12 protein-coding genes and 1 pseudogene are annotated in these 14,576 nt (G+C 30.3%); 1 reads left to right on the top strand and 12 read right to left on the bottom strand.

Annotated features, from left to right (window positions below):
* Nucleotides 1–4: 4 nt before the first annotated feature.
* The 6 genes from DYE57_RS09860 to graX all read right to left on the bottom strand — a co-directional run bounded on the left by DYE57_RS09860 (nt 5) and on the right by graX (nt 6,593).
* A complete protein-coding gene (locus DYE57_RS09860; RefSeq protein ID WP_115313871.1) occupies nt 5–622 on the bottom strand; it encodes a DUF47 domain-containing protein in 618 nt (205 codons plus the stop codon).
* 526 nt (nt 623–1,148) lie between these two features.
* Nucleotides 1,149–3,038, bottom strand: a complete 1,890-nt coding sequence (locus tag DYE57_RS09865; protein ID WP_115313872.1) for an FtsX-like permease family protein — start codon at nt 3,036–3,038, stop codon at nt 1,149–1,151.
* The gene (vraF, locus tag DYE57_RS09870; RefSeq protein ID WP_115313873.1) at nt 3,028–3,789 is read right to left on the bottom strand and encodes an ABC transporter ATP-binding protein VraF; all 762 of its coding nucleotides are present in this window, start codon (nt 3,787–3,789) and stop codon (nt 3,028–3,030) included. The genes DYE57_RS09865 and vraF overlap by 11 nt, the downstream gene beginning before the upstream one ends.
* Nucleotides 3,790–3,944: 155 nt before the next feature.
* The gene (gene graS / locus DYE57_RS09875) at nt 3,945–4,985 is read right to left on the bottom strand and encodes a histidine kinase GraS/ApsS (protein WP_115313874.1); all 1,041 of its coding nucleotides are present in this window, start codon (nt 4,983–4,985) and stop codon (nt 3,945–3,947) included.
* Entirely contained in the window at nt 4,978–5,652 is a 675-nt protein-coding gene (gene graR, locus DYE57_RS09880; RefSeq protein ID WP_115313875.1) for a response regulator transcription factor GraR/ApsR, read from the bottom strand. The genes graS and graR overlap by 8 nt, the downstream gene beginning before the upstream one ends.
* Before the next feature lie 17 nt (nt 5,653–5,669).
* Nucleotides 5,670–6,593, bottom strand: a complete 924-nt coding sequence (graX, locus tag DYE57_RS09885) for an auxiliary protein GraX/ApsX (protein ID WP_115313876.1) — start codon at nt 6,591–6,593, stop codon at nt 5,670–5,672.
* A gap of 120 nt (nt 6,594–6,713) precedes the next feature.
* Between graX and DYE57_RS09890 the strand changes: the two genes are divergently transcribed.
* On the top strand, nt 6,714–7,220 hold the full coding sequence (locus DYE57_RS09890; protein ID WP_115313877.1) for a GNAT family N-acetyltransferase: 507 nt from the start codon (nt 6,714–6,716) through the stop codon (nt 7,218–7,220).
* A 288-nt stretch (nt 7,221–7,508) separates the two neighbouring features.
* Here the strand turns inward: DYE57_RS09890 and DYE57_RS09895 are convergent, their stop codons facing one another.
* From DYE57_RS09895 to DYE57_RS09920, 6 genes and pseudogenes are all read right to left on the bottom strand, one after another.
* Complete coding sequence (locus DYE57_RS09895; RefSeq protein ID WP_115314142.1) at nt 7,509–8,522, bottom strand: alpha/beta hydrolase; 1,014 nt, start codon at nt 8,520–8,522, stop codon at nt 7,509–7,511.
* Between the two features lie 171 nt (nt 8,523–8,693).
* A complete protein-coding gene (locus tag DYE57_RS09900; RefSeq protein WP_115313878.1) occupies nt 8,694–9,761 on the bottom strand; it encodes a YkvI family membrane protein in 1,068 nt (355 codons plus the stop codon).
* Nucleotides 9,762–9,988: 227 nt separating this feature from the next.
* Entirely contained in the window at nt 9,989–10,489 is a 501-nt protein-coding gene (locus DYE57_RS09905) for a hypothetical protein (protein WP_115313879.1), read from the bottom strand.
* A gap of 351 nt (nt 10,490–10,840) precedes the next feature.
* On the bottom strand, nt 10,841–11,638 hold the full coding sequence (locus tag DYE57_RS09910; protein ID WP_115313880.1) for an ABC transporter ATP-binding protein: 798 nt from the start codon (nt 11,636–11,638) through the stop codon (nt 10,841–10,843).
* Between the two features lie 320 nt (nt 11,639–11,958).
* A pseudogene (locus DYE57_RS09915) lies at nt 11,959–12,782 on the bottom strand (YitT family protein).
* A 498-nt stretch (nt 12,783–13,280) separates the two neighbouring features.
* A complete protein-coding gene (locus tag DYE57_RS09920) occupies nt 13,281–14,510 on the bottom strand; it encodes a NupC/NupG family nucleoside CNT transporter (RefSeq protein ID WP_115313881.1) in 1,230 nt (409 codons plus the stop codon).
* Nucleotides 14,511–14,576: the final 66 nt, after the last annotated feature.

Genomic DNA, 14,576 nt, shown 5'->3' on the forward strand with positions numbered 1-14,576 from the left:
TCCTTTAGCTATTTTTCATGATTATAGTTTCAAAATTATTAGCAACTGTTTGACACTTATCTGCTATTTCTTCCATGCTTTGATAAATATCTTTAATTTTAATTAATGTGATTGAATCCGTTTCACTATTGAAGATATGTTTCATTGACTGTCTTAAGATACCGTCACAGTTTGTTTCAAATTCTTTGATATTAATAGAATGTATACGCATATGAGATAACTTTTTGTCTACTAATAAACCTACAGCTAATTTCATTTCCGCGACTGCCTTTTGTATATTTTCAACAAATTCTGCCATATATTCATCTGTATATTCAATAGAATACATTTCAAACATAGCAGACGTTTCTTCCATTGCATCTAAAACATCGTCTATTGCATTACATAAAGATAAGATATCTTCACGTTCGATTGGTGTAATAAACGTTTGATTTAAGTCAGTGATAACTTGATGCATTAATTCATCACCATGTGACTCATATGTTTTAATACTATCAGAATAAGCTTTTAAATCTAGGTGCGTGTTAAAATCCATTTTGCCGAATTCAATTGCTGCACGATCTAAGTTGAATACCATTTCTTCTAATTGAACCATGAACTTATCCTTTTTCTTACTAAACATTCAAAAATCCTCCATTTTGAGCGATTGTCACCAATCACATCTATAAATTTTTATTTCATAAGACAAGTAGTTGAGCAACTTATTTACAATTATCGAATAAAGTTATAGACCATTCTGTTATTGTAAAAAATATGTAAATTTATTATAAAGCATAAGTTGGTTGATGTTCTCAAATATAACGTTTTGTCCCTACTCGAAAATATCACAAAATTTACATAACTACAATTATATTTACAAATTCTTAACAAACAAGAAACTTAATTTTTACATAACTGTTTTGACCTTCATTCCCTAACCAATCACATATCGATAAATCATCAATTAATGAACTACAATTTAAAAATAACTATGGACTAAGCACTTTTATAAATCATTGTAAGTTTACATTACGAGTTAATGCCTAATAATTATTATCCATATAAAAAAGGTACTTAAATGATGATTAAGTCATTCCATTTAAGTACCTTATCTTACAATTTCATTCAATCAGTGCCTACAATACGTCTATTTCTTTAAATTATAATAATTATATTGAATGTCTAATTGTCCGTTTTGAATGATTATATCCTATAATTGCAAATACAGCATAAATAGCAGAATACACAGTCATAACTATAAATATTGGTATTTGGTTTGTGACCCCCATTAAATTCATATAAGCAAGTGATGCAAAATAACCATGTAATAAAGCAATAATCAATGGCAAGCCAAAGTTAAAAATGACTTTAAGTTTTAATCCTTTCGACATATCTTGATGTGTAAAGCCAAGTTTACGAAGAATAGTGTAATTCTCTAATTCATCTTCGGTTTCATCAATCTGTTTGATATAAATGATACAACCAGCTGCGATTAAAAACGTAATCCCTAAAAATGAAGTTACAAATAATAAAATGCCTGTCAAACTTGATATTTCACTTGCTGCTTCGCTTCGTGTTTCTATATTTTTATTTATACTTTGTACTATATTTTCTAATTCTGGTAGATCCTGTTTGTTTTTAATATCAAAGCCATACTGTGAAATAATATTTTTACTTTTTGAATGATTACGAAGAGTTTGGTAATCGACATCATTTAATACTAATGTTGCCCCACCTAAATCTACATCAGACATAAAATAAACTTTATTAATACTTCTTCTTAATCTAACTTTCAATCGATAATTTTTAGTACTAATATATGTAGATCCTTTTTTATCTACTTTAACAATATCTTTAATAACTCCTCTTGGTACAATAACATCCGTTTGTCCTCTATTGAGATCGACATTCGGGATATATTTATCACTTGTCACAGCAATATGATTAGGTCTAGAAGCTCCCTCAGTAAATAGATGATCTTTATATAATTTGACATAAACAACTTCTTTATAATTGTAGTAATGCTCAATATTGTTATTATTCAATTTAAAAGCTAATTGATTCGCTTGCTTTTGAATTTTTAAGGTCACATCATGTGGTGAGCTAAGTAATACTTCATTTGTCAATGTGCTACGGCTTAATGCAGCAAAGCACAGTACTGACACTGTTATAGCCGAAACAACAGTCATTACGGTCAATGAAAAAGCATTTTTCTTTATACGATAAATAATCGGCGATGTAAACATAACGTCTGTTACACTAACTATCCCATTTCTTAACCGTTGTGCTGTTTTAAATATTAATGATACTGTACTTCTAAAGAAGAAATACGAACCTAATACAGTGAGAAATAAAATAACAAAAGGTTGGAGTACTGTTTCAACGTTATCAACTAATTTAGTGGACATTGTATAACCGCTAACAATCATAACAATACCCAATAACCCTAAAATCACTTCGCTAATTGTAATTCGAGTTTGATTCACTTCTTTTCTAGTTATGTCTGAAGCTAATTCTGTAATCGAACGTTTACGAATAAAAATATAACTTTGAATGACTACAAGTAAGTAAGACACAATGATTAATAATAACGTTTCTATAACAGCATGGAAACTGAAAATAATCGATACACTAATATTAATACCAAGTAACCGTAATACAATCATTAATAGTATTTTCGAGCCAAAAATACCTAAAATGATGCCGATAATAGCAGTCATCATAAACGTCATTAATTGTTCGAGCATAATCATTTTCATAATATCTTTTCTAGTCAAGCCAATGATTTGCAATAATGACAGCTCTTTACCGCGTCTTTTCATAAATAAACAATTTGCATAAAGAAGAAAAACGATAATGATAATAAAAAGAAAATAACTCCCCACTTGAAAACCTTCTTTAATAATAGGAAAGGATTGGTTAGCATGAAGATGATGCGCATACTTTAAAGTTACGAAACTAAAATAAAGAATCACACTGATTATAAGTGATAGAAGATAAATAGCATAATGCGTAATATTTTGTTTAAAATTTTTAAAAATTATTTCATTAAAACTCATAATTTACGCCACCAAGTACACTTTGTGTTCTTATAATTTCTTTATAGAATGTTTGTTTATCATCATCACCTTGATATATCTCGGTAAAAATTTGTCCATCTTTTAACATAATCACCCGATTTGAAAAGCTAGCAGCAACTGGATCATGTGTGACCATCACAATCGTTGTATGAAAATTCTCGTTCATATAATTTAATCTTTTTAATAAATCCTGAGTGCTTTTTGAGTCTAACGCTCCTGTAGGTTCATCTGCAAAAATAATCGAGGGAAGATTGATAAAAGCTCGAGCTGCAGACGTTCGTTGACGTTGACCACCTGAGAGTTCAGATGGATATTTATCACTAATATCACTAATATTTAATGCATCTACAATCCGATTATAACGATGGTACATTTCTTTTTTATCAATTTTTTGAACTGATAGTGGCAACATAATATTTTCTTTAACGGTTAATGTGTGTAAAATATTATATTCTTGAAAGATAAATCCAATATCTTTTTTTCTTATTTCAGAAAGTTGTTTATTTGATAACTTCTCAAGATGTTTACCATTTAATTTAATAGATCCTTTAGTCATATAGTCGATTGAACTTAATACATCTAATAAAGTCGTTTTTCCTGACCCAGAAGGTCCCATTATTGAAATAAATTCCCCTTCTTCTACATTTAAATTAATTTCTTTCAATACTTCTTGTGAAGCTTGCTTATTACCATATATTTTTGACAATTGTTTTACTTCTAATATCGCCAAATAATCACTCCTGTCTTACTTCGCTCGAAATACTTATATGAACCAACACAAGTCAAAATCTAAATATGACTTCGTAAATATTATCGTTTTTATACTCTCTTATTATAACGATTTTAAGTTACAAATGTGATAATAGTAAGTAACAAAACGCATGTTTAAAATGACAATCTTGTCACTTTAGACATGCGTGCTACAATTTCATTTTGCTGTGGAAAAATCAAATAAAATGTAGTCCCTCGTCCCACGACTGATTCAACTTTAACTTCAATGCCCAGTTGTTCTTTAACACTCTTTACGAGATATAGACCCATACCTGAAGAAGCAGTATCATTACGATTAATTGTAGATGTAAATCCTCTATCAAATATACGTGGTAAATCTCTCTTACTAATCCCCCTACCATAATCTTTAATTTTTAACACTACATGTTGTTCAGACATATAGCCTGATAAATCTATAGTTGTATTGTCACTATATTTCAGCGAATTAGAAAGAATTTGTCTAATCATCATACGACACCATTTAATATCAGTATAAACCTTTCCTACAGCATCAAAGTTTAAATCAAATCCGATACCTTTTGCTTGGCTAATATGGCGCGTCAATTGAATTTCATCAATAACCATACGTTTAAGTTCTACGTAATCAAAGTACATATCTCGATTTTGCGATTCTATACGCGTTAAATATAATTGCTTATCTAACATTTCATTAATACGAGACCACTCAAATAATAATGCACGTTTACGTTGATTATTTTCTTCTTGATCAATGAGTAATTTCATTGCTGTCACAGGTGTTTTAATATCATGAACAAATTCTGTAATCGTTTGTTCATGATTTTTAATCCGCAACTGTTGGTCAACGACCTTATCTTTCTGAATGGTAATGTGACGATAAAGATAGTCGACCATTTGTTGTTGAAATGGTGTTTCTGCTAAGTCTTTATGTTTAATTTCTTCAATTTCTTTATTTTTATAAAAATGTTTTGATAAACGCACTTCTTTTACAAATGTAAATAATAAAAAGAGTACACTTAACCCAAGATTTAAGACAACAATGTAGGACACGCTTTCAACTGAAATATCATAATCAATATAGGCGATACCTATCATAATTAAGTTAAGAAATATTATCCATAATATCCAATTGATACGTGTTCTTACAAACAACCAAAACCATTGAAAATTATTCATGTGCCATATATCCTTTACCTACTTTAGTTTCAATCGCACCATCCATATCTATTTCAGCAAGTTTTTTTCTTAAACGGTTTACATTAACTGTTAACGTGTTATCACTTACAAATGCCTCATCATCCCACAGTGCTGTGATTAATGTATCACGCGTAACAATCTGATTGCGTTTGTTAATGAGCATTTCCAAAATAATCATTTCTGTTTTAGATAAAAAGATGGTTTTATCTTCTTTTTGAATACTATCTTTTGATAAATCAACAACTGTATCTTTCCAACTTAACGTCCGTTTCTCCTCAACCCCAAATTCATATACACGTCTATAGATAGCTTGAAGTTTAGCAATTAACACATTTGTATAAAATGGTTTTTGCATGTAATCATCTGCACCAAGTTCCATACTCATAACTTGATCCATCGGATTATCTCTAGATGACAAAAATAGAATCGGTACATTCGACTCTTGTCTCATCTTTCTACACCAATAAAAACCATCGTATTTAGGTAGTTGCATATCTAATATAACAATTTCAGGGTTGAATTTTTCGAAAGTATCCATAACGTTGCCAAAATCTTCCACACCGGTAACGTTAAAATCCCATTGCTCTAGTTCTTTTTTTAATTCTTGAAATAACGTACTATCATCTTCGATCAATAATATTTGCATAACCAATCACCTAATGTTTATTTTGTATATTTAAATTTCTCACCCGATTGAACACGCCCTTGAAAGTGTTTGATTCTACAATCAATTTCAAAACCTCGCATAAAGAGGCCTTGAATAGATGCTTGTAAGAAGTAATAAACCGGCCAAAATAATCTAGGAATATAGTCATATAAATGTACCATAACTAATGGGCTCCCCTTAAGAAGTCTAAATTCTAATTTTCCTTGCTTTTTTAGATTTGACTTAACTAATTTACCTCCTACAAGATGTAATGTGATAATATCTTCGGTAGTTTGTATTTTGTTAAATATAGCTAATGGTCTATGACTATTTTTACGATAAATAATGTAATTATTATTTTCCTCTTTAGTATGTAAAAATGTACCTTTAGTTTCGTCTAGCCATTGACTATAATATCCAACGAGTTGATTTAAAGTCCATTTTTTTGGAAAAATCATCTTCATAGCTGTACGTACATCATCATACTTAGATGTTTGTAACTCCACATTAATATGAGGTCGTTTCACCTCAAACTCAGTGCAATCAACTGTTATCCCGTAAGCTCCAAGTCGTTCAATTGCTTCTATATCATGACGACTACCAGGTATGTAGACGATCTTTTTAATCTTATTAATTGTAGCAGCTCTTCCAAAGTTATCAGCAGCGATAAGATTCAAATCGTGAGCTGTCGCTTGAGTTAATTTAGCAGAGTTTTTAGTAGGATCTAAATAATATACAGCAATATCTTTTCCTGCCATAGCATTAACGACATCTTTATAGTTATAAATATCACTCTTTAACCATGTGATTTCATATGTTGAACCTTTATCTGGTTTAGGATATTTAGATAGAGCATATAATTCAGCATCATTTTCTATTACTCTACTTAAATATTTACCAATATAACCAGTACCCCCTGCAAGTAAAACTTTAGGCTTCATAGGTATCAACTCCTTAATATTTCATTTATTTAGTAATTATTACTGTTTCAAGCACAACGGGAAAAAGTGTATTATAATAATAAAGTAGATAATTGACTCAACTAAAAATGGAGTGTTTTCATGGCACACGTAATTCGTGAGATAAGTATTAAAGACGTTGAAAACTTTATAGATTTATTAAGTAAAATTTATGATGAATCAGAATTTACATTTTATAATCCTGGAGAGTACTCACCAACCGTCTCTTCTGCGAGCCAACATCTAGAAAAGTATATTACATCACCTTCACAAGCAATTTATGTTGCAGAAAGCGATGAGCAACTTGTAGGCTACGTATTCGTCAATACGGAAACGTATGAACGAACGCAACACGAAGCTGTCATCTATCTTGGTGTAAAAAGATATTACCAAAAACAAGGCATTGGACAAGCGCTAATCAATGCTATAGAAGCCTGGTCTTTGAATCATAATATCCGACGTATTGAAGCTACTGTTGTAACGGAAAATGCTGATGCCGTTGAATTATTTAAAGGTGTCGGTTTTCAAATTGAAGGAGAACTCAAAGACAAGCTTTTTATTAACGGCCAATATTATAATGAATTTGTAATGGCTAAAATTTTAAATTAATCAATCATTCAATGTAAATTTTACCACATATTTAAAATATTAAATAACAACAACCTATCCAACCGTTGATAACTTAATAATTCAATCAACAAATACAAAACAGCCAACTCAATGAGAAACTGAATTGGCTGTTTTGATGTATATAAGTTAAAAAATGTATTTTTTAATATGTGGTCACTCCTAAAAGACTTTTTTTATATTTAACCACTTATATCATTTAATCCTCATATCTAGTAAATCATTAAATGGAGTTTATTCAAATGGATACAATGAGACACTATTGTTAGTTTATTGGGTTGAATTCTTATCTGTCGTTTCTCCACTTTTCACACCTGAAGAAGATGTATTCCTACTTAAGAATAACAATACTTTTTTGATATTTTCTTTTGACTCTGGTTTATCCAAATGGAACTGATATTGATGATGCAAATGATGAGAACCATCATAAAACAATGTATCTACTGGAATATTTTTCGCTTTTAGCCTTTTATAAAAGGCTTCATTTTGACTATAAAATGGATCAGCATCACCTACAGATAAATATGTAGGTGGATACGATGACGTCACTTGATGAATCGTAGACATTTGAGATATATTTTTAAAGTTTTTTTCCCAGTTGTTCGCACCGGTATAACTTTTCATAAATAATTGTATTCCAGGAAATTCCGTAGCTCTAACAGTTTTCATATCATAGAAGCCACCAAAAAAGATTGCCGCTTTAATTTGCGATGGTTTTAATTGTTGTTCAAAATGCATGTTACTGCGTAATTGATGATTGGTTTGCACAGCAACATACTGACTTGTTAGTTGCGCTCCAGCTGAGTCTCCTCCAATGACAACTTGATTAAAATCAATTGGCAATTCATATTTATTCTTTTTAATAAACTTGACTGCTTGATTAAGTTGTTCTAAAGGTGTTGGATATTTATACTGTGGTGCTAATGCATAATTCACATTAACTATAATATAACCCTGTTCTGCAATCTTTGATAATAAAGGATTCTTGTATTGCTTATTGCCAGCAATAAATCCTCCACCAAGCATCCAAAAGATAACAGATAATTTGGTATTATTACTCATATCTGAAGGCGTAATGATGTCTAATTTACTATTTGGAATCCCTTCTCCATATGATATATTTTGAAATAATTTTACATTTTTATTATTCACTTGTACATGTTCTTTTCCTTGCTGTTTCTCATGTTCTCTATCATAATGATTTTTCAAGTGCAAAATAAACATTAGTGAAATAATGAGTAAAATGATTAAAGTCATCACTAACCATTTATATTTTTCTTTCATCATTGATAACCCTCTCAAATCATTATTTTCGGTTTTTAGCTATTTTTAACTAATTTAGATAAATTATTTATTTTTAAAAAATAAAAGCAACCCATCTTTTTAAATATAGACGAATTGCTTTTAAGATTATATCAATCGTATTAAATTGTAAAGCGTATATAAATTTACATCTTAAGCGATGTGTTCTTTATCATCTTTTTTACGTTTATAGTACTTAATAAGTACTGCAACTACAATGAATAATCCTACAACACCCATGAATTTATATAAAACATTAATTAAATCAGCAAAACCTACGAAACTTAAAATATATGCCATTACCATAATAATAATAATAAAAATGTGGTACTTTTTACTGTAAGGTTCTGTGAAACGTGCTGCAAATGAATAGCATAATCCTAAGATTGTGTTATACATAACAGCTAACATTATGACTGTCAAAATCCAGCCTATCCATGGATGAATACCATTAGCTAAATCTAGCGTTGGAATAGCTACATTTTTAATTTTGGGATACTCAGTTTGAAGTGAGAAGTTAATTAATACAAGTAAAATAGTGTAGACTACACCACCAAACATTGCACCGGCACCTGATACTCTCCGTTTAGATGCATCTCCGCCGATAGCAACTATTGTACTAAATCCAACAGCAAATGCTAATCCACCATATACTAATCCCCAGAAAACACCTTTCCAAGCGCTACTTTCAGGAACCGTACGATTGACTTCTCCTAACGAAATACTACCTGTAAATAAATAGTAAACTGCAATTAAAACAACCATTATAATTAAAAATGGTGTGACAAGCCCTAAGGCTCTGACAATCTTATTAAAATCTAATAGTAATGTTAAGTAAATGACAACTGTCATAATTAAAGCACCTAACCAAGTTGGAATTCCAAAACTTTGTTGGAAGGTCGAACCTGATCCAGCAATCATAGTGACAGCTATACCAAATAAGAAAAAGACAAGAATATAGTCGAATACCTTACTGAATTTTTCACCAAAAACATATTGCAATGTCGATTCATGATTAGTAGCTTCAAAAGCTGTACCTATTTTAGCAACTTGTCTACCAATAAAGCCAAGTATAAATCCTGAAATAAGTACACCAATATAAGACCATAATCCATATGGTGTGAAAAATTGCAAGATTTCTTGTCCGGTTGAAAATCCTGCGCCGACAACAATGCCGACATAGGCGAAACCAATTTTTATAGCTTCTCTATTCAGCCCCATGTAAAAAATTACCTCCTTAGATTTGCACATTGAGAATTATAACGTACTGATAATTAATTGCAACCCTAAGAAAATTTATAAAATATAATATTATGCATTTTTAATCATTTTTTAAAAACGCATTCAAACGGAGTTTAACGCCTTGTTTTGTATAACAAATAGTATTAATGTATAAAAAATAGTCGCAAAAGTGTCATCACTTATGCGACTCATTTTATGAATATACTTTAACGTGCATTTCTATGATTATTGAGTTCATTTATATCTACAACTACATTATCCATACGTTTTGCAGTGTCTTTAAGTACATTTCTTGCTACGTTATTACTTGGATCAAGTTTTAAAATACGTTTAGCTACATCAAATGCTTTCTTATCTGAAATAACTGGTTCAGGAATAGCATGCAGTAATAACATTTGCAATAAACTTTTAACTTCATTTCCGTCAGTGAGTTTTATGGAAGAATCAGCGTGATAATACGCAGAATCTAAAGCACCTTCGTATTCACTCAATGGATAAACAAGTAATAGAAATGCTAAATCATGTAATTCAGACGATTCCTCTACTTTAATCATATCTAAAATACATGTATAAAACATCATACTTTCAACTTCATGAGCGCTAGAAATATATGCTTCTTCAAATTCCATAAAATCTGTTTCGGACATTAATTGTCTAATTTGCTCAAATTCGCCATTCAATACATGTTTTTTTATAAGATGTTGCATGGCAATGTCCTCCTATTGTTCAGATTTTATTTAGCAATTATAGCTATAATATCATAACTAACATTAAATTTCATTTAAAAGGATGCTTTTAACAATATTAATTGTAAAAAATATAACGAATTCTTTAATCATTTAATATCTTCTTAATTAAGTAGTTAACTTCATTATATAATACGTGTCTATACATTTACCATCTATGACAACGATTGAGTTCAATACTATAAGCCTATTTAAACATGACTATTAAAATTCGTCTATCTTATATTTATTTATAAAAAATTGCTCAATAAAGCCATTAAAACTTCTTGAGCAATTTAGAATATTGTTTATTCATAACTAAAAATGCTTATTTTAAGAATATGTCTTGCAGAACAAATCATACGCGACAAGCATTGGTTTACCTGTACGTGGATCCTCATCAATTATGCCATCGATATTAAACACCTTTTCTAATATATCTGTAGTTAACACTTCATTAGTTGTTCCAGTAGCAGTAATATCGCCATCTTTCATTGCAATAAGATAATCTGAAAATCTGATGGCTTGATTAATATCATGTAAAACCATCACAATTGTACAACCTTCTTCTTCATTTAACTTTTGAACAAGATTTAATATTTCTAATTGATGACTAATATCTAAATATGTTGTAGGTTCATCTAAGAAAATAATATCTGTACGTTGTGCTAATGCCATAGCAATCCAAACACGTTGTCTTTGACCCCCACTTAAATCATTAATAGAACGGTGACGAAAAGCACTCGTACCAGTAACTGATAATGCCCATTCTATTTCTTTTTTATCTTCAGCAGTCAAACGCCCAAACCGCTTTCGATGTGGAAATCGACCATAAGATACAAGCTCTCCAACCGTAAGTCCATCAGGAACTTCTGGTGATTGAGGTAAAATTGCAATTTTTTTAGCAATTTCTTTTGTAGATTGAGCATGAATACTTTGACCGTCTAAATTAATTGTGCCACTTTTAATTGATAGTAAGCGAGATAAAGCTTTCAGTAAAGTTGATTTACCACAACCATTTGGACCAATAATAGAAGTAACTTTTCCATCAGGCACTGCAAAATCTAAACGATTAATAATTGTAGAATCTCCATAACCAATTTTCACTTGTTCACAATTTAAACGACTCATAATAATTCCCCTACTTTCATTCTCTAAAATCCTACGCTATATATTGTAAAAACATTATTTATCTTAACTAATTACACTTTTATCAATCACCTAGATGTAATTGATAATCATTATCATAGATTATATTATAACATCTCTGCTATTTTATGACTAATGATTCTTTTCATTTTATAATAAAATGACACTATTTTAAAAAGCCCTATCTCACAAAAAAGTGGATAGAGCTAGTATTTATACGTACCAAGAATTTTAAGAATGATTATATATACATTTATAAAAACTTAAATTTAATAAAATTCCGCTTATAAAATAACGTTTTACTACTCATCAAGTAAAAATCCATTACCATATACATCACGGACATCATGTATCACAAGAAAAGCATTTTCATCAATACTTTTAATGAGACGTTTAGCACGAGAAACTTGAGTTTTAGAAATAACTACATGTAAAACATCTTTTTCTTCGCGTGTGCAATAACCGTGACCATTTAATATTGTTAGCCCTCGACCTACCTGTTCATCAATTGCTTTTACAACTTTATCTGGATTATTAGAGATGATTGTCATAGCCTTTTTAGTATTTAATCCTTCGATAACAAATTCCATGACCTTTGTACCAATATATAAAGAAATCACAGTTACTAAGGCTTTAGCCAATGAGATTTGAGTTAATGATATAAGAACAACAATTAAATCAAAAAACAATAGGGCATAAGGTGTACTTATATCTAAATACTTATTAACAATACGAGCTAAAATAACAGTTCCTGCTGCTGTTCCTCCAGCCAAAACAATGATTCCGATACCTAATCCAACACATGATCCACCAAACACTGCATTTACAATGATATTACCTGTTTCAACATGCCAAGTCTCAGTTAAGTCTAAGAAGATTGATATAACTATTGAGTTAAATACATACTACGTTTGCTTAAGTATTTATAGCCAACTATAATTAAAATCGCATTTACAACAAAATTTGTAATCGCTGGTGAAACATGAAAAGCATAATATAAAACGATAGCTATACCAGTTACTCCACCTTCACCTAGATTCCCCAAGATAATAAAAGCGTTAACGCCCGCTGAGAATATGAATGAACCTATAACCACTAATACTATATCTCTAATAGTTTTATTCATTCAATCACCCCTTTTATTTTTTTTCATTATTAAAATGGTAGCACAAGCCAATAACTACTCACAATATAACATTGACAAAAACTTTTAATTTTAAAAAATTAAAAACATTATTTTTTATTCTTATCCGACACTTAACAAATTGAATTCCTCTCATACAATTTAAATCGACGAACAAATTTAAATATTCCGAATTTTTAATTTGCTTATTCACAAAGTTCTGATATAATAATTTTAACTTCTTTTAAAAGAAGTTATCTCCTTTGTGTTGTTTATAGTAACAAAACACATTTTTCTCGAAGTACTGTGACAGTACCTAGTCCTTACCGTTACAAGTACATTAATATTCATTTCCCATAAAAGCCAAGTATAAGAAGTGTTTACTCACTTTCTATACTTGGTTTTTATCATTTTACTCATTTTGTAAGCATATTTATAAAGGTATTGCACATCATATTGTTAGACATTTTAATCCAACTCGTGACGTACAATTTACACTTTTTACCAAGCAAACAGCCCGACAAATGCCGCAGTTAATAAAGATACTAATATCCCCGCAAGCAACATCATTGGAACGTATTTAGATACAAAATCAGAAGTTTTCTTATCAACAATACCTTTTAACGTACCTATAATCATCCCAACTGTAGAGAAATTTGCAAATGACACTAAAAATGTTGATATCACAGCCCTGTGGTGTGGTGTAAATGAGTTAACCTGTTTAGAAATCTCACCCATAACCACAAACTCATTTGTAACAATCTTTTTAGCCATTTGTTGTGCCACATCCCAAACCTCATTGAAAGGTAATCCAAATAGTAATGCAAATGGATACATAAATACACCTAGAATTTGATCTAAACCAAAGCTTCCTTTAATACCAAAGCCATGTGCTATTAAGCTAGTAATCAAATGTATGAGTCTATCAATTAAATCAGCTAAAGCTACAAAACTGATTACAAATGCAATGATAATTAGTACAAGTTTTCCTGCAGCTAACACTGAATCTCCAAGAAACGAGAAAAAAGGTTGACGTTCGGCTTGATGATCTTTAATGCTATAAACTACATCTTCTTTTTCTTCAACTGTAACGGGATTCAGAATACAAGCAACAATAATTGCATTAATAATATTGAGAGGAATTGCTGTAAGCACAAGTTCACCCGGTATCATTTGAACATAAGCACCAACAATTGCACCAGAAACAGAACTCATTGACATCATTGCGATTGTTAATACACGCATCTCATTCATACGCTTAAGTTGTTCATTAGATACTGCTAAAGCTTCAGTGTTGCCTAAAAACATCATTTCAACACCAAAGAATGATTCAAATTTTGGCTGTCGTGTCACTTTAGCTAACACCCAACCAATTCCTCCTATAACTTTAGGGAGAACATTAAAATACATTAAGATATCAAATAATGGCACAACTAATAAAATTGGAAACAATGCACTCACTGCCATGTCCATTTGTTTACTAGAAGTAAAACTATTAAAGGCAAATCCTGTACCTCTATGTGCAGACTCGATAATCCAAGCAATACCATTCGCTGCACCTTTTACACCTGCTCTTCCCCATGGAAAATAAATAAAGAACCAAGCTAAAAATAAGTTTAAAATAACTAAAATTAATATAGATTTCCATTGAATATTCTGACGACTTCTAGAAAAAATAACTGCAATCCCTAAGAAAACTAATAATCCAATGATGTTTATCAATAAAAACATATGGCACCTACCTAATAATTATTTTCACAAATAACCATGTAAACAAACTCAAAGTACCGTAAACCA

Source organism: Staphylococcus saccharolyticus (assembly GCF_900458815.1).
Lineage (GTDB): Bacteria > Bacillota > Bacilli > Staphylococcales > Staphylococcaceae > Staphylococcus > Staphylococcus saccharolyticus.

Excerpts from the sequence above, each read along its gene's own strand:
- DYE57_RS09900 (WP_115313878.1), bottom strand. The coding sequence starts at position 9,761 with ATGGGGCTGAATAGAGAAGCTATAAAAATTGGTTTCGCCTATGTCGGC.
- DYE57_RS09890 (WP_115313877.1), top strand. The coding sequence starts at position 6,714 with ATGGCACACGTAATTCGTGAGATAAGTATTAAAGACGTTGAAAACTTT.
- DYE57_RS09895 (WP_115314142.1), bottom strand. The coding sequence starts at position 8,522 with ATGAAAGAAAAATATAAATGGTTAGTGATGACTTTAATCATTTTACTC.
- DYE57_RS09905 (WP_115313879.1), bottom strand. The coding sequence starts at position 10,489 with ATGCAACATCTTATAAAAAAACATGTATTGAATGGCGAATTTGAGCAA.
- DYE57_RS09860 (WP_115313871.1), bottom strand. The coding sequence starts at position 622 with ATGTTTAGTAAGAAAAAGGATAAGTTCATGGTTCAATTAGAAGAAATG.
- graS (WP_115313874.1), bottom strand. The coding sequence starts at position 4,985 with ATGAATAATTTTCAATGGTTTTGGTTGTTTGTAAGAACACGTATCAAT.
- DYE57_RS09910 (WP_115313880.1), bottom strand. The coding sequence starts at position 11,638 with ATGAGTCGTTTAAATTGTGAACAAGTGAAAATTGGTTATGGAGATTCT.
- graX (WP_115313876.1), bottom strand. The coding sequence starts at position 6,593 with ATGAAGCCTAAAGTTTTACTTGCAGGGGGTACTGGTTATATTGGTAAA.
- DYE57_RS09865 (WP_115313872.1), bottom strand. The coding sequence starts at position 3,038 with ATGAGTTTTAATGAAATAATTTTTAAAAATTTTAAACAAAATATTACG.
- graR (WP_115313875.1), bottom strand. The coding sequence starts at position 5,652 with ATGCAAATATTATTGATCGAAGATGATAGTACGTTATTTCAAGAATTA.
- DYE57_RS09920 (WP_115313881.1), bottom strand. The coding sequence starts at position 14,510 with ATGTTTTTATTGATAAACATCATTGGATTATTAGTTTTCTTAGGGATT.